The organism is Rhizobium sp. 32-5/1, assembly GCF_029537235.1.
Lineage (GTDB): Bacteria > Pseudomonadota > Alphaproteobacteria > Rhizobiales > Rhizobiaceae > Pararhizobium.
The window spans coordinates 139,151-159,181 of the sequence record NZ_CP120640.1 but is presented as its reverse complement, the minus strand read 5'-3'; the positions used below and the strand labels follow the sequence as shown (position 1 = coordinate 159,181).

Annotated in this window: 11 protein-coding genes and 5 pseudogenes; 15 read left to right on the top strand and 1 reads right to left on the bottom strand. The window is 55.6% G+C overall.

Translation table 11 applies throughout. From position 1 onward, the window contains the following. The first annotated feature begins 1 nt into the window (after position 1). The 15 genes and pseudogenes from P6U16_RS27770 to P6U16_RS27705 all read left to right on the top strand — a co-directional run bounded on the left by P6U16_RS27770 (position 2) and on the right by P6U16_RS27705 (position 18,195). Positions 2-881, top strand: a pseudogene (locus P6U16_RS27770) (ABC transporter permease). Position 882: 1 nt separating this feature from the next. Continuing rightward, positions 883-1,888 (top strand): annotated as a pseudogene (locus P6U16_RS27765) (ABC transporter ATP-binding protein). Further along, the gene (locus tag P6U16_RS27760) at positions 1,885-2,877 is read left to right on the top strand and encodes an oligopeptide/dipeptide ABC transporter ATP-binding protein (protein ID WP_277704895.1); all 993 of its coding nucleotides are present in this window, start codon (positions 1,885-1,887) and stop codon (positions 2,875-2,877) included. Before P6U16_RS27765 ends, P6U16_RS27760 begins: the two are co-directional and overlap by 4 nt. 509 nt (positions 2,878-3,386) lie before the next feature. Beyond that, positions 3,387-4,550 carry a M20 aminoacylase family protein gene (locus P6U16_RS27755; RefSeq protein ID WP_277704894.1) on the top strand — a complete coding sequence of 388 codons (1,164 nt, stop codon included), beginning with the start codon at positions 3,387-3,389 and terminating at the stop codon, positions 4,548-4,550. 71 nt (positions 4,551-4,621) lie between these two features. Then, entirely contained in the window at positions 4,622-5,494 is an 873-nt protein-coding gene (locus P6U16_RS27750; protein ID WP_349017762.1) for an extracellular solute-binding protein, read from the top strand. A 98-nt stretch (positions 5,495-5,592) separates the two neighbouring features. Next, positions 5,593-5,724, top strand: coding sequence for a hypothetical protein (locus tag P6U16_RS28645; RefSeq protein WP_349017761.1), 132 nt, complete (start codon positions 5,593-5,595; stop codon positions 5,722-5,724). Positions 5,725-5,813: 89 nt separating this feature from the next. Next, positions 5,814-6,936, top strand: a pseudogene (locus P6U16_RS27745) (ABC transporter ATP-binding protein). 17 nt (positions 6,937-6,953) lie between these two features. Next, positions 6,954-8,729 (top strand): ABC transporter permease subunit, encoded by a 1,776-nt coding sequence (locus P6U16_RS27740; RefSeq protein ID WP_277704893.1) that lies wholly within the window; start codon positions 6,954-6,956, stop codon positions 8,727-8,729. 173 nt (positions 8,730-8,902) lie between these two features. Further along, positions 8,903-10,117 carry a Xaa-Pro peptidase family protein gene (locus P6U16_RS27735; protein WP_277704892.1) on the top strand — a complete coding sequence of 405 codons (1,215 nt, stop codon included), beginning with the start codon at positions 8,903-8,905 and terminating at the stop codon, positions 10,115-10,117. A gap of 75 nt (positions 10,118-10,192) precedes the next feature. Further along, positions 10,193-11,320, top strand: coding sequence for a DUF2817 domain-containing protein (locus P6U16_RS27730; RefSeq protein ID WP_277704891.1), 1,128 nt, complete (start codon positions 10,193-10,195; stop codon positions 11,318-11,320). Positions 11,321-11,411: 91 nt separating this feature from the next. After that, the gene (locus tag P6U16_RS27725; protein ID WP_277704890.1) at positions 11,412-12,119 is read left to right on the top strand and encodes a hypothetical protein; all 708 of its coding nucleotides are present in this window, start codon (positions 11,412-11,414) and stop codon (positions 12,117-12,119) included. Positions 12,120-12,960: 841 nt separating this feature from the next. Beyond that, positions 12,961-14,132, top strand: a pseudogene (locus P6U16_RS27720) (Xaa-Pro peptidase family protein). Positions 14,133-14,169: 37 nt separating this feature from the next. Beyond that, complete coding sequence (locus tag P6U16_RS27715) at positions 14,170-15,603, top strand: amidohydrolase family protein (RefSeq protein WP_277704889.1); 1,434 nt, start codon at positions 14,170-14,172, stop codon at positions 15,601-15,603. A 220-nt stretch (positions 15,604-15,823) separates the two neighbouring features. Further along, a complete protein-coding gene (locus P6U16_RS27710) occupies positions 15,824-16,750 on the top strand; it encodes a LysR family transcriptional regulator (RefSeq protein ID WP_277704888.1) in 927 nt (308 codons plus the stop codon). A 275-nt stretch (positions 16,751-17,025) separates the two neighbouring features. Next, a complete protein-coding gene (locus tag P6U16_RS27705) occupies positions 17,026-18,195 on the top strand; it encodes a M20 aminoacylase family protein (protein ID WP_277704887.1) in 1,170 nt (389 codons plus the stop codon). 236 nt (positions 18,196-18,431) lie between these two features. Here the strand turns inward: P6U16_RS27705 and P6U16_RS27700 are convergent. Then, positions 18,432-19,803, bottom strand: a pseudogene (locus P6U16_RS27700) (CapA family protein). Between the last annotated feature and the right edge of the window lie 228 nt (positions 19,804-20,031).

The window sequence follows — 20,031 nt, the reverse complement described above, 5'->3', positions numbered from 1 at the left end:
TATGTCTTTTGCAATTTCGTTACCAAACCCCGGGCAACGGGGTCGCTTTCGAGTCTCACACCTCGCCCGCCATGCTCGAAGACACCCGCTAGTTCTGATCGGCGGTGGTCTCCTGGTAATCCTGATCGCTCTGACGCTCGCAGCTCCACTTTATGCGGGAGATCCGTTGAAAATGGATCCGTTTGTCCGCCTGCAACCCCCTCGGCCGAATATTGGTTGGGGACGGATAACCTGGGTCGGGATGTGTTCGCTCGGACCGTTTACGGCGCGCGGATCTCTCTCACGGTCGGATTGGTATCGGCGCTAGTGGCCGCATCCGCCGGGCTTCTGATCGGTGTACTCGCCGGCTACATTCGAAGCTTCGACAACGTCATCATGCGCGTGATGGACGCTTTGATGTCGATCCCAACGTTCTTGCTTGCAATCGCGCTCATCTCGCTCACGGGGACGGGAATTGGCATTCTGATTATAGCGATCGCCATCCCACAAATTCCGAGCGTGACGAGAATGGTAAGGTCAGTGGTCCTAAGTGTGCGTGAACGCGCATATGTCGAAGCCGCTGTTTGCGGCGGAGCACGGCTGCCGAAGATTCTGTGGCGCCATATTCTTCCAAGCACTCTTCCACCGCTCATGGTCCAAACTGCGGTTGTTTGTGCGGACGCGATCATGACAGAAGCCGGGCTGAGCTTCTTAGGCGTTGGCGTACCCCCGAAATCTCAAGTTGGGGGAATATGATCTCCAGCTCTCGGCTGTACCTATCGATTGCTCCTTTCACCATATTCGCACCGGGTATCTTTCTTGCGATCACGGTTCTGGCGGTAAATCTGTTTGGGGACGGTCTCCGCGACTTGTTCGATCCTCGTGCGAAAAGGCGGAGCTGACATGCATATTCAGAAAGATTTTGATCGGGAGATCCTCCTTGATGTCCGGGATCTTGAAACGCACTTCTTCGGCGAAGAAAGCGTCACGCACGCTCTCGGCGGGGTTAGCTTTCAAGTAAAGAAGGGGAAACGCTCGGAGTAGTCGGCGAATCCGGTTGTGGCAAGAGCGTGACGGCGCTGTCCATTATGCGGCTACTGCCGAAGCTCTCCGCCAAGACGATGGGCGGTGAGGTCCTCTTTCACGGTCGCAATCTCTTGGATCTGCCCGACCGCGAGATGCGTAAGATCCGGGGGATAAAATCGCTATGATCTTCCAGGATCCTATGACGAGCCTGAATCCGGTCTACACTGTCGGTCGCCAGATTGCAGAGGCAGTCGAAATTCACACCGGTGCCTCCCGTTCTGAGGCCCTGGCAAGGGCCGTCGATATGCTGCGCCTCGTCCGCATTGCGGACCCCGAACGGCGGGTAAGCAATTATCCCCACGAGATGTCCGGCGGCATGCGCCAGCGTGCCATGATTGCCATGGCACTTGCCTGCTCACCTGAACTCTTGATTGCCGACGAACCGACAACGGCGCTCGACGTCACCATTCAGGCGCAGATCCTGCGGCTGATCGTCGATCTGAAGGAGCGCATGGGAACCTCGGTTATGTTCATCACCCATGACCTAGGCGTCGTGGCCGAGACCTGCCAGCGCGTCATAGTGATGTATGCTGGTCGGATCGTCGAGCAGGCAACGGTCACGGATCTCTTCGCGCGGCCCATGCATCCGTACACAAAAGCTCTCATGCGCTCGGTCCCAGACAGGCGGCGCGGGAAAGAGCGCCGTCTGCCGGAAATCCCAGGCATTGTGCCGAGCCTGCGGGAGCCTATCGTCGGGTGCAGCTTTGCGCCGCGTTGTTCGTTCGCGACCGAAGTCTGCCGGGAGAAAACGCCAGCTGTTAAAGAATACGGCGCGGATCACGCGGCCGCCTGCTGGCATGCAGAAGAGGTAGTGAGCGCATGAGTGGCCCTTTGTTGCAAGTCGAAAAACTGGTCAAACACTATCCGCTCGGTGGCGGGATCTTCAATAAAGTTCCACCAGTCGTGCGGGCGGTCGAGGATGTGTCCTTTACCGTCAACGCAGGCGAGACACTTTGCATTGTTGGCGAATCAGGATGCGGAAAGTCGACAATCGCACGGCTCTTGATGCGGCTTGTTGACCCGACAGGTGGCCGCGTCCTGCTCGAGGGAAACGATATTGCCAGTCTCAACAAGAACGAACTTCGGGACTGGCGCCGACGCATGCAGATGGTCTTCCAGGATCCCTACTCGTCGCTGAACCCGCGGCTAACGGCCGGTCAGATTATCACAGAACCGGTCGAGAATTTTGAGCGTCTGAACCGCAGAAAGCGTGAATACCTTGCGGCGGAGCTCCTGCGAAAGGTGGGCCTTGCGCCCGAGATCATGCATAGGCTTCCCTCGGAATTGTCGGGCGGTCAGCGCCAGCGGCTCGGAATTGCGCGCGCGTTGTCGCTCAAACCCTCAATCATCATCGCCGACGAGGCAGTCTCCGCTCTCGACGTCTCCGTGCAGGCGCAAATCCTCAATCTTCTCATGGACCTCCAAGAGGAAACGGGGATCGCCTTCGTGTTTATCTCGCACGATCTTGGTGTTGTGGAGCATATTGGTCATCGAGTAGCGGTCATGTATCTCGGGCGGATTGTCGAGTTGGCAACTTGCGAAGCGCTATTCGCCAACCCAATACATCCTTACACCGAGGCTCTAATAGCGGCCGCCCCTATACCAGATCCCACAAGGGTTCAGTTGGAGGCGCTAGTCGAGGGTGAAGTGCCGAGCCCGGTCAGCCCACCGAGCGGGTGTGCATTCCACCCGCGCTGCCCGCTCGTACAAGACCGCTGTCGTGTTGACGTGCCCCCGCTGGTGTCAATGCCCGATGGCCGCGCTGTCGCCTGTCACGTCCGCGCGCCAGCGGGCAAAATCGAGCACAATTAGCCTGGTACCCCTTAACTTGCCGGGGGCTTTGCGTAGCGTCGTTTCGACGAGGTCTTCGCAACTCGCCCAATCAGAATTAGCAGCCTGAAGAATCCCCAAGGATGTCTGGTCGATACTGCCGGGCATAGTGCTGCCGGTTGTGTAGCGATGGCGCACAGAGCCAGTCCGGGCGGAGCTTGTCTTCGACCTCGAAAAACTGGTGGTACCTCGGGAGGAGTGCGTCACACCCTCAGGCAAGGCCCCGACCGACTCCCTCCAGTAGCGTGCCATCTGGTTTCCAGATGGCACTTATATTGAGTCTCTATTTGCCTAGGACAGCCCGCGGAGGCACGTTGGTAAAAAAGGGAACCAAAATCGCGGGTATATGATCCGCCCAAGCCCACATGTCGCCTGGAGCCTGGAGCCTGGAGCCTGGAGCCTGGAGCCTGGAGCCTGTTCAGTGAACATCGTGGCGGATCCGCGGCCAAGGGATTTTTTCGTTTAACGATCCAAGATCAAAAGGATAAACGATGCGCGGCATCGAAAACTTCGAAAAACTTAGAGACGAAGCGACGGAATGGCGCCGGTATCTTCACGCGAATCCTGAGCTGGATTATGACGTCTACGACACCGCAAACTTCGTTGCCGAGAAGTTGGCTTCGTTCGGCATCAATCACATAGAAACCGGAATAGCGCAGACCGGTGTTGTTGCCGTAATCCAGGGAAACCTAGGTGACGGTCCGACAATCGGGCTGCGTGCCGACATGGACGCGCTACCAATATTGGAAGCCTCGGGCAAACCGTGGGCATCTAAAACTCCCGGAAAAATGCATGCATGTGGTCATGACGGCCATACTGCAATGCTTCTAGCGGCGGCGAAGTATCTGGCGGAGACGCGCAATTTCAAAGGCGCTGTCGCCCTTATATTTCAGCCAGCCGAGGAAGACGGCCGGGGTGCAGAGAAGATGGTGCAAGAAGGCATCATGGACCGCTTTGGCATCTCCAAGGTCTTCGGAATGCATAACTACCCCGGACTGGAGGTTGGCAAGTTCAGTATTTGCAGCGGCCCGATTCAGGCCGGGCTCGACGAATTTGACATAACGGTTCGGGGCAAAGGCGGCCACGCCGCCACGCCTCACAAAAACATCGATCCCATCGTCATCGGCGCCCAAATCGTTCTCGGCCTCCAGACTTTGGTTTCGAGGAACACCGATCCTCAGGAGGCCTTGGTCATCTCCGTGACCAAAATCCATGCTGGAGAAGCCTATAATATCATCCCACAGCACGCAGTTATTTGCGGGACTGTCCGGACACTTTCGCCGGCCCTCCGCGACTTTGCAGAGAAAGGGATTTTCGAAGCCGCCCAGGGTATCGCCGGCGGGTTTGGCGCGGATATCAATTTTGCGTATCGCCGTCTCGAACCTGTCACTGTGAACCACGAGGCCGAGACGAAGATAGCGGTTGACGCAGCACGCGATCTGGTTGGGCACGGATCAGTCAATGACCTCATCAAGCCAGGTATGGGATCGGAGGACTTTGCTTACATGCTGGAGGCGCGGCCAGGTTCTTACATCTTTCTTGGCAACGGTCCGACGGCCTCCGTCCACAACCCCGAATACGACTTCAACGACGATGCTTTGCCTTACGGCGTTGGCTACTGGGTGAACTTGGTTGAAAGGGTCCTGGCGCCGTAGCCAGACACTGCCTGCCGCAGAACTTCAGAACCTCGTCAATAGTGGCGGGGAAAAATAGAGGGTGAACGAAGATGAGCATTTTGATCAACCGCAGACGAATTATGCAGGCGTCCTTCGCCATCGCCGTCGCAACTTTGGCAACGCCTGTTGTTAACGCCTCGGCACAGACAGCCGGGGAGGTCCGAGTGCTGACCTACGGTGGGCAGCTCGGCAAATATGTGATCGAAGCCTACGCCAAACCATTTGAAGCTGAAACCGGCATCAAGGTTATCCCGGTGACACAAGACTTCGAGTTCGCACAGCTCGAGCTGATGCAAAAGACGAATAGCGTAACCATCGATGTCGGCCCTATGAGCCAAGGTGCGGCCCTGCAAGCTGCCGAGAAAGGCTATCTGGAGAAGATTGACTACTCGACTTTCAGAAAGGAAGATATCGAGGGCCTTGTCCCGAATGTGAAACAAGACTTCGGCGTCGGCTTTTTCTTCTACACCTACAACCTGGTTTACAACACCAAGAAATACCCCGCGGACAAAGCGAGGCCCACCAACTGGGCCGAGTTCTGGGATACCGAGAAGTTCCCAGGCGTCCGATACCTGGTGTCGGGTCAATATGGTTCGGAAGGTCCTTGGGAAGAAGCACTCCTGGCTGACGGCGTCGCTCCGGACAAGATCTATCCGATGGACATCGACCGGATCTTCGCCAGCCTTGACAAGATCAAGCCTCACGTCCGCAAGTGGTGGACGGCCGGATCTGAAATCCAACAGCTGATGCTGAGCGGAGCCGGCGACGTCATGATGTCTTATGACGGCCGCGCAGCATCCGCGATTGCCCAGGGCGCTGCATTGGAGCTCAATCGAAACCAGGCGAAAATGACTTGGGATTACTGGGTCATTCCAAAAACAGCCCAAATGCCGAAAATGCCCAGAAGTTCGTTGAATTCGTAAGCCGTGCTGAGAACCAGGCAGCTTTCGCTAAGCTCTATCCGGAAGGCCCCACCAACCGGAACGCATTTAAGCTAATATCCGAGGAGCTTGGTCTCACGTTGCCCAGCCATCCAAAGTATCTTGAGAAGGCGATCCTTCTGAATGGTGCCTGGTACTCGGAAGTTGGCCCCGATGGTCTCTCGAATATTCAGCGCCTTGTGCAGCGCTGGAGCGACTGGGTCATTCAGTAAGCAGCGCACGCTCGAAGCCAATGTGTCGCCCGGCGGCACATTGGCAACGCAACACAGGCGTCTTTGCGCCACGAATAGAGGATGGCAGCATGTCTCAGTCTGCTCACCTGCGGTCGGATGAATACCCCGTCGCGAAACTGCCAAAACAGGCAACTACCGAGGATCAGAAATTGGAAGACCGCGTACCCGCCCAAATTGAATTTCGTGACGTCACTGAAAATGTACGGCCCGATCGCAGCGGTCACCGAGCTTTCACTCACGGTACGGCGAGGCGAATTTCTGACCATTCTGGGTCCAAGCGGCTCGGGTAAAACCACGGCGCTGATGATGCTGGCGGGATTTGAGTCCCCGACGAAGGGCGACATTCTGATCTCAGGCAAGTCCGTTGCAGCCGTGCCTTCATACGGCCGAGACCAAGGCATCGTCTTTCAAAGTTACGCACTATTTCCGCACCTGACGGTCCGACGAAATCTTGAGTTCCCGCTTGAAATGCGGGGCGTGAAGGCGAGCGAGCGGGCTCCTTTGGTTGAACGCATGCTCAAGCGGGTTCACCTGGACGCATTTGGTGAGCGCATGCCCTCGCAACTCAGCGGCGGTCAGCAGCAGCGCGTCGCTCTTGCGCGCGCCCTTATTGCTGATCCTCCGATCCTTCTCTTGGATGAGCCACTTGGCGCCCTGGATAGAAACCTCAGAGAACAGATGCAGGGGGAGATCAAGGGTCTCCATCGCGAGTTTCAGAAAACCACCATTTGCGTCACGCATGACCAGGAAGAGGCGCTCACGCTTTCGGACCGAATTGTGGTGATGAGGGCGGGCAAAATCGAACAGCTGGACACGCCTGAAGCACTCTATGACCGGCCAGCTACTCGCTTCGTTGCCAACTTCTTGGGAGAAGCAAATGTTCTGGATTCACCGGAGCTCGGCTTCAACGATCAGAACTTCCGCGGAAAAGTGCCAATGGTTCGACCTGAGCGCGTGCGGATCTCTGCGGTAAATTCCCCTGCACCGGCTGAGCTTGGTCAGAGCCAGGTCGTCACCGGGATTGTAGAAGAAATGATCTACGCCGGCCCGCTGAGGAAATATCAGGTCCGTGTCGGAGACAAATCCTTGATCGTGCGCCAACACGTGGCGTCTGGCCAAGAGGTCTTTGCACCCGGTGGATCGGTGCGTCTCGACTGGCTTCGGGCGGACGTCCGTCTGCTCGATGAATGAACCGGGGAGGCACACAGATGCAAGTATTTCAAAGAATTGGCCGTGCTCCTATAATCCTCGTACTACCGGCTCTGGCCGTCCTGCTCATTGTGTTCGGCGTACCAACCGTCCAGCTTTTTCTTGAAAGCCTGAACGCACCTAATTTCAGCATTCAGAACTATTCTTCGTTCCTGGGGCAGTATGCCAACCTTCGGGTCTTGCTCCAGACGCTGGAAATCAGCGCAATAGCGACGGTCATCTGCTTGTTGGTCGGGTATCCTACGGCATACCTGATCTCGACAGCGTCTAAGCGCGCGCGCATGGTCCTGATCGTTCTCGTCGTTATTCCCTATCTAACAAGCGGTTTGGCGCGCACCTATTCCTGGGTCGTTATCCTCGGGGACAATGGCTTGATCAACAGCGCCCTCGTGAATTGGGGCCTCATATCCAGCCCTCTCCCTCTGATTTACAATCGCGCGGCTGTCTATGTCGGCATGGTCCATATCATGCTGCCGATGATGATACTGCCGCTCGTGAGCGTAATGCTCGGCATCAACACATCCTTGATTGCGGCTGCCAAAAGCATGGGTGCGAAGCCATCGACAGCCTTTTGGCGGGTTTATTTCCCGTTGAGCATGCCGGGTGTTCGAAGCGGAACGCTGCTGGTCTTCGTAATCTGCCTGGGCTTTTACATCACGCCAGCGGCGTTGGGTGGCTTAGGAGACGCTATGCTCTCAACCTTTATTGCCTCCCAGGTCTCGACCGGGTTCAATATGGGTTCAGTCAGCGCCTCTTCGTTCGTCCTTCTGGCGATTGCCGTAGTGATGCTCTCTGTATTCGGGCTGAATCTCTCGGGAACACAAGACAGTGCTCCGAAACTGAGAAAAGGTTTCATGGAACGGTTTAGCCTGCTTCGCGTGGTCAAGCAGTATCTGAATGAGCTTTCGGTCGCTTCAAGATCCAAGCAGTGGTCCAAGGCACTTTATCAGGCTCAAGGCGATGGCGGATGGTCGCGTTTTGCCGGCAGCCTCACCTTGACGCTCGTCATTTTTTTCCTGCTGTTTCCCGAAGTCGTCGTGATCATCATGTCGTTTAGCAGCGATGCGACGCTACAGTTTCCTCCGTCCGGTTTTTCGCTTCAGTGGTATGGCAGCTTCTTCGGTGATGAAGCCTGGTATGGCGCGGCCTGGACCAGCATCAAGATTGGTCTGGCCGTTGCGGCTCTGTCGACAGTCTTAGGGACCTTGGCAGCTTATGGCCTTAGCCGGATCGCGTCCGATTTTCGAGGTTGGCTGACGATGGCGATCCTCGCCCCAATCACAATACCCGTCATAGTCGTCGGCGTGGCGAGCTACTTCGGCCTGGTAAATCTAGGGATTATTGGAACTGAGACGGGGATCGTACTTGCCCATACGATTGGCGCAATCAGCTACGTCGTCGTTATTGTTTCCGCGACTCTCGCCAATTTCGACCGTCGCTTGGAGCAGGCGGCGAAAAGTATGGGAGCTAGACCTTTTACCGCTTTCATGCGGGTTACACTCCCTCTGATCAGACCGGGGATTATTGGCGGCGCGCTCTTCGCATTCATCCATTCGTTTGACGAAGTAGTCGTGACGTCCTTGGTCAGCGGATATTCGGTCCGAACGTTACCACTGAAAATGTGGGAGAACATTCGCAACGAAATCGATCCGACCGTGGCCGCCGTGGCGTCTCTGCTAACCCTTCTGCCGATCCTATGGATGATCGCGCTTTACGTTACTTGGTGGCGCGCCAGGAGCAGTTCTCAGAATACGGTCCTTGAGGCTAACGCTTAAGAAACAGGCCTCCGTGGCGGGAATAGTCTTGAATTCCCGCCACCAACCTCTCGCTCGTCTTGTTTCGCGGTGTTCGCCAAGCCTCTCGAGCGGCCGATAAATTCGAAGCTTTTCACCAGGGAGTGGAAGCAAATTTAGATCAAATGGAGCCAGTCTCTCGCTGCGAGAAGCGGATGACTGTTTCCAAGTCCGAGCCAACAGGAGCCGCTATGCCAGCCCTTTATTTCACCGAAACCGAGTACCAGGCGCGCCTTGCCGCTACAAAAGTGGAAATGCAGGCGTCAGGAGTTGATACCCTCATTCTTTCTGATCCGGCCAACATCTTTTATCTGACAGGCTTCGACGCATGGGCATTTTATGCGCCGCTGTTTCTTGTCGTCGCCGCCAACGAGGATCAACCAATCTGGATCGGCCGGTTCATGGACGCTGTTTCGGCTCGCGATACGACCTATATGCGCGATGAGAACATCTGCGCGTATCCAGACAGTTTTGTTCAATCGACCACCTCACATCCCGTTCAACCGGTATCGGAGATATTGAAGGAGCGGCGTCTCGACAAAGGTGTAATCGGCGTCGAGATGGGGGCGTATTATTATACTGCCCGTATCCACGCCGAGTTTGTCAATTACCTTCCGAACGCTCAGTTCCAGGATGCCGAACTCTTGGTCAATCGCGTACGGTTGGTGAAGAGCAGCGCAGAGCAGACCTACATGCGTCAGGCGGGTCAAATAGTAGATGCCGCGATGTCGGCGGCAGTCGAAAAATGCGCCCCAGGTGTGCGCGAGTGCGACGTGGTTGCAGAGATATACAAGGCGCAGATTTCTGGGCTTCCTGACGCCGGTGGCGTTTATACCACAAGCCCTCCGCATTTTTGTGCCGATGAACGCGTGCGAACCCCGCACGGCCTGTGGACGGATCGCCCTTTGAAGAGGGATGCGCCCCTCAACATCGAGATCGCGGGATCGCGCCTTCACTACCATTGCCCGATGACGCGCACAGTATTTCTGGGCCAGCCGCCGGACAGCTACCGCCGGCTTGCCGCGGCGGTGGTCGAGGGATTGAACACAACGATGAGCAGCATCCGTCCAGGCATGGCGGCCGAAGAGGTCGAATTGGTATGGCGCGGGTCGATCGCAAAGCACGGTTTCGAGAAGGAAGCACGCCTCGGCTATTCGATAGGTCTAGGTTTTCCGCCGACATGGGGCGAGCGTACGGTCAGCTTGCGTCCGGGAGACAAGACGGTCTTGCAGCCGGGCATGGCATTTCATTGCATGTCGGGGCTTTGGCTCGATGACACTGGCATTGCGATCACGCAATCCTTCCTGGTGACCGAGGAAGGAAATGAGCCTCTGACGCAGTTCGAGCGAGAGTTGGTTTCCATCTCGTAGCCTCGTGGAGTGAGGTTCTTGTCCAGCCGGAATGGAATGCTTCGCCTGCGCCATAGTGGTCGCGGATTTCTGAGCTTGCGCCACATCCTGTGGCGCCAGCGCACCCCACCCCATAGTGATAAAGACGCCATGAAGAACCTGTTTTCGGAAACCTATTTTGAAGCCCGCACGCGTTTTCTGGACGCTACAAAGGTCGAAACTTATCCATCGGGTTATCGTGGACCTGACGGCCAGCCACTATCTACGGATGTCGCCTATCTCGGCGACCCCGATGCAGACAACGTGCTTGTTTCTATCGCAGGCACGCATGGTGTGGAGGGCTATTGCGGATCCGCAGCGCAGTTGTCCCTTCTTCGGTCGCTGTTGGCGGATAGCCTCGGGGGATCTGTTGGCATTCTCTTAATTCACGCCTTGAACGCATATGGCTTTGCCTGGGATCGCCGCGTCACTGCCGAGGGATGCGACCTCAATCGGAATTTCGTCGATTTCTCCAAACCGCTGCCGGAAAATCCGGGCTATGACGAATTGGCAGATCATCTCGTCCCATCCGACCTCTCAGCCGAAAGTTTGGCAGTGGCAGAGCGAGCGATCGCCGAATTCCGGGCGACCCATGGCGAGACTGCGTTTCAGACCGCGCGGAAGAAAGGCCAATATTCCCGACCCGAAGGCATGTTTTTCGGAGGTAAGCACCCGTCAGAGCCGCGGCAAGTCCTTGAGAAAATCTGCATGGATTACAGGATTGCAGAGCGACAAAACGTGATCATCGTCGATTATCATACAGGGCTTGGGCCTTATGGTTACGGCGAGCTCCAAACCGAAACCTCCTCGGGTCTTGAAGGCTATCGTCGAGCCCTCGAGATCTTTGGACCATCTGTGACGTCGCCGGACCTCGGAACGTCATCGTCAGTCGCCATCACGGGTACGCAAGACGAGTTCTGGCAGGGTGAGCTGGGCAGCCGGCACACCTATGTGTGCCTGGAGTTTGGCACCTTCAGCCCGGACAAAGGCCGCGAAGTCCTCCGCAACGATCATTGGCTTTTCGCGTACCACCCCGATCAAGCCAACACCGAGATTGGGAAACGTATACGGAACGCCACGCGGGAACACTACAACCCCGCACGGCCGGACTGGCAGGAAATGGTCCAGTCTCGCTGCGACCAGGTCCATCGCCAGGCTCTTGCAGCGCTGACGCAGGCGAAATGATGCCACTGAATCCGTAGGTTTAGCCGCCAGTTGCCCGCGAAAATTGATCTCGCTCTAGGCAGAACGAAGTTCTCAGTTTTGGAGGTGGAAAGTGGAAAAGACCCTGGGTCTCCTTCTTTTAGAAAACCGGCCAATCACCCATGCCGGGGCGCTTTGCAATACGAATACATTTTCGTTTCCAACCCTGCAAACTGCTGTCCCAGGGGCCACGGTCAGAACTGTTATAGACGGGGATGAGGATATTCTTGACGCCTATATCCGTTGCGCTCGACAACTAGAGAAAGATGGCGTGTCCGCGATCACCTCAAATTGCGGTTTTACGGCGCTATTCCAAAGTGAGCTTGCAGGGGCTGTGAACGTTCCGGTCGCCCTGTCGAGCCTGTCCTTGGTGCCGTTCGCTGCGACAACTGTTCCCAAGGGCAAGAAAATCGGCATTCTTACCTATGATGCCACGCGGATGGGAGAAAAACACTTTGCCGCGGCGGGATGGTCATCGGCTCAGATCGATGTCGCCGTAGCCGGCATCGAAGGGTCTGAGACGTGGAGGCGATTGGCGGAGCCCATTCCGGACCTACCGGCTTCAGCCATCGTTGAAGATGTGTTGATAGCCACACGAGCACTGCTTCAGCGTGAGCCTGACGTTGCCGCACTTGTGTTTGAATGCGCTGCCTTCCCGCTGGCGGCCGACGCCGTGCGCCGTGAGACCGGCTTGATGATTGCAGACTATGTCAGTCTGGCGAAAATGCTCATTGAAGTCAGCCCAGTCAGGGATCGACACGGCGGCGATCAGTCCCCGTGACATCGCGGGTGCTCAATACCCTCACAAGCCACTGGTGCGAACATGTGTCAAGAACGAGCCTCAGTCAGCAACGGCATCCTTGGAATTCTGGATCTTGAGCCAGGATTTAACCCAAACGGCTCACCTGTGTCTGGGTCCTTGCATGACCCATCGATATTCGCGTTCCCGACCATTCGAGAGACCGTTTCCGGGGCATGGGCGGATGTTGTCGTTCGCGGTGATCCATCCCTGGAAGGACCTTACATCGCAGCAGCGCAGCGCCTTTTCGGCCGTGGATCTACAGCGATTACAGCAGACTGTGGCTTTTCCATTCGGCACCAGGCCGCAATTGCGGCTGCTGTTCCCGTTCCGGTTGCTGTGTCAGCCCTCTTGCTGACACCAATGATCGTTCGACAATTGTCCCGCGGAGCAAAGCTTGCCGTCCTGACTTTCGATTCCACTCACTTTGGGGCTGAACTGCTTGGCTTGTCTGATCCAGGTGACATTTCTCGGGTAGTTGTTGGCGGAATCGAAAACACACCAACTTGGGAAAACGAGATGAAAAGACCGCCGGTGCGGACAGACCTAAGTGTCCTGCGAGAGGATGTCTGCTCGTGCGTGGAGCGGTTGCGGGAGAAACATCCTGAAATCCAGGCATTATTGCTCGAGTGCACCATGTTCCCGCGTATTGCTCAGTCACTTCGCCAATCCACCGGGCTGCCAGTCTACGACGTCACGACTTTGAGCAGAATGCTCATGGAGTCCGTCACCCCGTGATCCTACGCTCGGGTGTGACTCGAAACGCTGGTCTTAAACGCGCGACTGATCTGTCAGCAAAAAGTTCATATAAAGGATGACCGTCATGACGATAAGCAAGGCACCACCGGCGTTCCCTCGGGACGAGTATCTGCGGCGTCTTACACTGGTGAAATCTGAAATGGCGCGGCGAGATGTCGAGGCGCTCGTTGTGTCCGATCAGCACAACATCACTTATCTCACCGGTTACACCGCTCGATCAGCCTATGTGCCACAAGCCTTAGTGGTTCTTGCGGCGGAGGAAGAGCCTGTATTCATTCTGCGACGGATGGATGCCCCGGCTGCTATGCACCAGTGCTTTATGGAGAGGGACAAAATAATTGCCTATCCAGAGGAGTTGATCGCTCACCCGGAAAAGGACGGATACGACGCTATTATCGACTACGTCCAGGAAGCGGGCTTTGCAGACAAACGGATCGGCATTGAGGAATTCAGCCTTTCCACCCTCACCGCCGAGAAATTCAAGAAACGGTTGCAGGCATCCAGGGTCGTCGACTGCACGAAAGCGGTCACCTGGATACGTCTCATCAAATCCGATCTTGAGATCGAAATTATGCGAGATGCGGCGGCAATTTCAGACGCAGCGATTGTCCGCGCAGCAGAGGTCATTCGGTCCGGAGTGCGCGAAGCCGATGCCTGCGCCGAAATCGCCTCCGTCCTGATCCGAGGCGTCAACGGAAAACCGGGCACGCGGCTCGAAGAAATAGCGATCTGCGCGACGCCACGAACGGGAACATGTCATATTCCCTGGACCGAAGACTCTTTCCGTCAAGGTTCGCAAATCAACATCGAACTTGCCGGATCCCGCCATGGCTACTGTGCTGCGCTCATGCGCACCTACTCAATTGGTACCCCATCAGATCGCCTCCGGAGGGTCCATGATATCCAGCTGGAAGGGCTTGATGCTGCGCTCGCGGCTGTTCGGCCAGGAGCGACCTGCAGCGACGTTGCGAACGCGTTTTATCGGACAATCGAGAAAAGGGGCTGAAGAAGGAATCCCGTTGCGGCTACGCCCATGGGATCGGCTGGACTGAACCGACAGCGAGCTTGCGCGACGGCGACATGACCGTGCTTCAACCAAACATGACCTTCCATTTAATGCTTGGAAACTGGATTGATGAAGAGTTCGGCTATGTGATCAGCGAAACATTTCGCGTCACCGGGACCGGCGTCGACGTCCTAACCACCGCTCCAAGAGAGATAATCCAGGTTTCGTGAACTGTAGGTCATGCATTGAAAAACGAGGAGGCTGCAAATGACAGAGCATCCAAAAGACCCGCACGCCGGCTCAACGACCGGAGGTCAGAAAACCGGTTCAAACAAGACCGGCTTGTATCATCTGGAGCACCTACCCTTATTCCTCTCAAGGCAGGAACCGGAATTTGCGGCAATATTCGAGGCAGTTGATGCGCTGCCGATTGACGACACGCATTGCCATGTCATCACCGATCAGGACGCGATTACGACGCCCAAGCGTTACCTGGAGCGCATCTCATTGGCAGGAATGCCGATGGCGGCATATTTTCCAAAGGGCGTCTACACCGAGTGGCTCAACGGGGACGAAGCCAGGAGGCATGATCTGAACAGAATGTATGACATTCAGGGCAAGGTAGATGCGGTAACGGGTGACATTTCCCAAGGGATTTTCATCAAGTTCTTGGTCAAGGAAATGGCCCAGTTCCTCGGCTGCGAGGCGACACTGGACGCAGTCATCGAGGCCCGGAATGACCGCGGCAAGAACTATTGGGCGTATGTGAACAGCCTTTTTCGCGACGTCAACTACGAAAACATCATGCTCGAAACCGGCTACCACGAGGACCGGGGAGGTGAAGCAATTTCCCGCTTCGAGGAGGCGATCTTACCCTGCCGGTCAAACCGGATCAGCCGCATTGAAGAGATTCAAAGGGAGTTTTTTCATCTCGACATTTCATTTGACGAGTTCGAGCAGCGCTACATCAAGAGGCTACACGAGACTTTAGATGGCAACGGCAACTTCGGGAAGAAATCATACGGGATGAAATCTTACCTCCTGCCGTTCATTGGTCTTATCCGGCCGCTGCACGACCGCAATCCTGCAAAGGTATCCTGGGAGGCGCTGAGAGGTTCTTTCAGCAAGTTGCCCGATATGGACCGCGAGTCTGCCGCAGAAATCACCAAGGATTTGCGCCGCTACACATTCACCCTCGCTCTTGAGGAGTGTCTCAAGCGAGACATGCCCATGCAGATTCACGCGGGTGACGGTGAAGCTCCTGACGTGGTCCTTCGCAATCAGGACCCGTTTTTCTTGGAAGAGGTTGTCCGGTTTGACCGCGACAACATGATGCGCATGCCTAAAATTATTCCGCTGCATGCCGGCTATCCCTCGGTCGGTAAGGCCGCGTGGCTCAGTCACCTTTACCCCAACTGCTATTTCGAACTCTCGATCATGACGCCTCACGTGCATCAGAACTTATATCAGCGATATATGCAGGTGATGGAGGTCGTCCCGCTCTCGAAGATCCTGTTTGCGAGCGATGCATACCATATCCCGGAATTGTATTGGCTTGCTGGTCGGTGGGGCAAACGATACCTGGCAAAGGCCCTCACTGATTATGTCGTCGGCGGAAGCCTGTCAGTGGAGGAAGCCATCGAGGCTGCCAGGATGATACTCTACAAGAACAATCGCAAGGTTTACGGACTCGACAAGTAGGCGGTGCTTGGGTCGTTATGGCCTCCCAACGATCGAAAGCTTCAGTAATCGTTTTTTCAGATGGACAATGGACAATGCGGCCTTTCGAGCCTCTGCCGCCATTGGAAAACTTCTGAAAGCTCGTATTTTTTGTGCGAGCGGAGAGAAAAATTCAGAAGTAACTTCCTATCCATCTCGTTTTGCGATACTAGTATCGCTCATCGAATGAAGGACGCCAGACGTGGATTTTAAGAAGTTAAAATACTTCGTTGGCATAGCCGAGGCAGGCGGCTTTACGCGAGCCGCGGAGCATATGAACGTCGCACAAAGCGCACTCAGCCTTCATGTCCGTGAGATGGAGGACAATTTAGGAACAAAACTCCTCGTACGCGAGCGCAGCGGCGTTACACTGACACCGGCTGGAACGCGATTGCTGCACCATGCGCGCATCATTTTGAACCAGGTAAGTATCGCTGAGGAGGAGCTCACAAGCAAACCGAAGATACCTGTGGGTGAGGTGTCCATCGCGCTACCATCCGGACCCGCGCGCTTTATGGCACCAGAGCTACTCAACATGGCGAACGAGCGATTTCCCAAAGTTTCGCTCAAGATTGTTGAGGGGATGAGCGGTTCGATTGAAGAAATGATGCTTGCCGGCCGATTCAACCTTGCCGTCTTCTACACCATGAAAGATGACGGTTCGTATTATGACGTCCTGGCCGAAGAGGAATTTTGTTTGATAATCCCTCCGGGCAGCCCTCCTTTCGAAAATACTATCTCCCTTGATCAGCTGAGCGCGTATCCCCTGGCTGTCCCCATGAATGTTACAAGCGTCCAGAGAGCTGTGACTGACGTAGCAAAAATGCACAACGTCCTGTTGGACGTCCGGTACGAGATAGATTCGCTCTCGACGATTATAGACATGGTGGCGGACGGCAAAGCTCACTCGATCTTGACGCCTTCGGCGGTCCAGCGCGAAACGTCGCTTGGCCTTGTACGAATGGCCAAGATCGTGAATCCCTCAATATCGAGGTCGGTGGTCCTTGCGGTGAATGCACGAGATGAGCGCTCGGCTGAAGTTGCTGCCATTCGAGGCCTGCTTCCGAAGGTAGTGCGGCAACTGATCAAGGATGGGAGGTGGCAGGCCAGACTGCCGCAATCACAGTGACTTTGTCAGGAACTGAACCATGATGTCGGCATCGACGAAGGGATATTTTTCTGGCTTTGCTGCAACAGGAACTGGTCAATCCGAAGCATCGATCGTAGCCGCGAAATGCCCACCCTCTCTACAGCTTCCGAAGCCGGGGCAACTTCAAGAGCCAGAACTCATCCATAACGGATCAAGATTTATTGTATCGAAAGTCTGAATTTGACGCGCTGCTTCGTTTGACGGAACCATGATCCGGCCGATCTCAGCGGTGAAGCAAGCCAAAGGAAATCACCATGCACGATCTTAAAACCTTCAGGCCCTTGGTGAAAGTGGCGACAAAATGGCGCCGCCACCTCCACCAGTATCCAGAACTGGATTATGATCTGCATTCAACCGCGGCTTTCCTGGAGGAGATGCTGCGATCGTTCGGCGTCGATCATATCGAGACCGGCCTTGCGGAGACCGGTTTGGTTGCACTGATTGAAGGAAATCATCGTGGTGGCCCGACGATTGGCTTAAGGGCGGAGATGGATGCCGTCCGAATCGAGGAAAGATCGAAGAAACCCTGGGCATCCAAAACGTCTGGAAAAATGCACGCGTGTGGACACGATGGCCATATGGCAATGTTGCTTGGCGCGGCGAAATTTCTCGCTGAAGCCCCAAATTTTGGCGGCACCGTTGCCTTGATCTTCCAGCCCGCTGAGGAAAACGCGCTCGGCGGGCAGCGCATGGTTCAAGAAGGCATCATGGATAGGTTTGGAATATCCCGCGTGTTCGCTATGGACAACTCGCCAGGCCTTGATGTTGGTAGGTTCGCAATCTGCGACGGCCCGTTCATGGCAGCGCTGGATGAATTTGATATCGTGATCAAGGGTCAGGGAGGACATGCTGCCAGCCCTCATCGAAACATTGATCCGATAGTGATTGCAGGCCAAATCATTGTGGGCCTCCAGCCGTTAGTCTCTCGATCGACGAACCCGCTCGAATCGTTGGTCGTCTCGATTACCAAGATGCACGCCGGCGAATCCTACAATGTAATACCGGAGACCGCGACTTTGTCCGGCACTGTCAGAACATTGAAGCATGAGCTTCGAGGCTTGGCTGAGACGCAAATTCCTGCCGTAGCGCGCGGGATAGCAAGCGGATATGGCGCGGAGATCGAATTTAAATACCGCAGGATCGATCCAATCATGACCAACTCTCCTGAGGAGACGAACCTTGCGATCAGCGCCGCGCGCAATCTGGTGGGTCCAATCTGCGTAGATGACCAGTTCGCACCGGTCATGGGATCGGAAGACTTCGCGTTCATGCTCGAAGCTCGACCCGGTGCTATGATTTTCATTGGCAACGGTTCGACGGCTTCCCTCCATAACCCAACATACGACTTCAACGATGAGGCTCTTCCCTACGGGATCGGATACTGGGCGAACCTTGTAAAGACAGTCTTACCAGCTCCCTTGTGATAGCGGAGCTCTTTTGCTGTAGCTCCGTGAGTTTGACTTTTAGATGAATCCTGTCGGCCAGATATACCGCTTGCCAAAAAGGACATCGAACGCGGCCACGCGCGGCCGTTCGTCGTGCAAGGACCTTCAGTTTGCAGGAGAGACACTAATGAACGAGCCATTCCGGTTCTGCTCCGTGACATATTGTGCGCCCCGTCTTTAAACAATCCTCTCTTGCCGTTGGTTCGGTGCGGGACTCACGGAGCGATCACTCCAACGCCGTTTTCTATTGTGATCTCAGTTCCAAATGGTTTCGATAGGTCCTGGAGACGCTCCAGAATTCGGCTTGCTTGCTGGCCAACAGCAAGGCGGGGAACACCGCGATTTGCAAATCTAAGTGCGTGCCCCCAGTTCAATCGGATAGAGCCGTAATTCGGCAAGCTGGTTGTCCTGAAACCGGCTCACTGCGATAACGCTTTCGTAGAATATCGGATCGGAAAAACCCGCATCCGTCTCATATCCTTCTGCCATTTCTGCCAGCGTCACTTCCGCATCGGTGTCGGTCCGCGGGTCCTTGCCGTATCCTGCGAACATGTCGGCACACACCGGTGTCCGGAGGTCGTCCATGATGAAGTTGCCGACGCTGTAGAAGATCGGCCGGCCCTTGTAGATCTCTATGCCCCTCAATTGGTGCGGTCCATGAACAATGTATGCATCGGCCCCTGCATCAATCATTTGACGTGCAAACGCTTGTTCGTAATCGGGAGGCTGATGGCTCCAATTGCCTGGCTCATGCCCATGATTGGTGACGATGCAGAAATCGGCGAACTGCTTTCCCTGCCGAGTGTTGCGCAGAATGTTGGCGACGTCGGTTGGGTTGGGTCGGTAGCTGTAACCGGCGTGGTTGCCGGTCATGTACGTCGCTCCAGCCAGCTTAAGGCGGGTTGGATCGCTTTGGCCAGGCCGATAATTTGGCAATGCATCACGTACTTGTCTTAGACTTTCAAACATTGCCGGAGGAACTACAATCTATTCTTCGAGACGAAGGGGATTAAGCCCAGGTCTGCCCGGGGCCTCACCGGCCGGATCGCATGCACGCGACATTGGCGTAAACGTTGAGGCACATGATACCAGCGCCACCCGACCTCGCGGGGTCTCCAGGAAACGGGCAGCACCAGCCTGTGCCAGGTTTTCGCCAACCCCAGCGTAAACAATTCCATTCTGATCGAGCGCTCGGCATGTCTCGCGCATGCCCTCAACTCCCCACTCGAATGAATGATTGTTGGCATAGCTCACCAGGTTGAAGCCCATGGACTTCAGATCAGGCCCGAGAGCGGGCAGGCTGATGTGATAGGCGCCACCGTGCTCCGCCTGTGGACTTCCTTTGAACGATCGGATGTCCAGGATGTTGGTTTCCATATTCCCGAAAGTAGCATCGGCCTTGCGAAGGATGTTGACGATCTCACTAAACCCGGGATGGTGTCCTGTTGTGAGTGGTCGCGTCACGATCAGGTCGCCAACTGCCACCAGCGTGAAGCCATCCGTAACATTTGTCTCAACGCAGCCATCTACGTCGTAGCGGCCCGGCTGAACCGGCCGATTATCATCATGCCCAGAATTAACCACCAGTTTTTCCGTCACGAATCTATCCTCAGTGCCGTTTATTGCGTTGAATTGAAAAAACGACCGACTATCTGAAGGCCAATCGGCAAGCCTACGTCGTTGTGGGCTAGCTTGCGCTGCTCGGTCTCCTCCGAGTTGTTCGAACCCACGTGGCGCTGTGACGGTTGCCGACCTTCAGTCGGCAAAAGGGAACGTCTGCTTGCGCTAGATGCGATGCAGTCCCCAGCCGCTCGC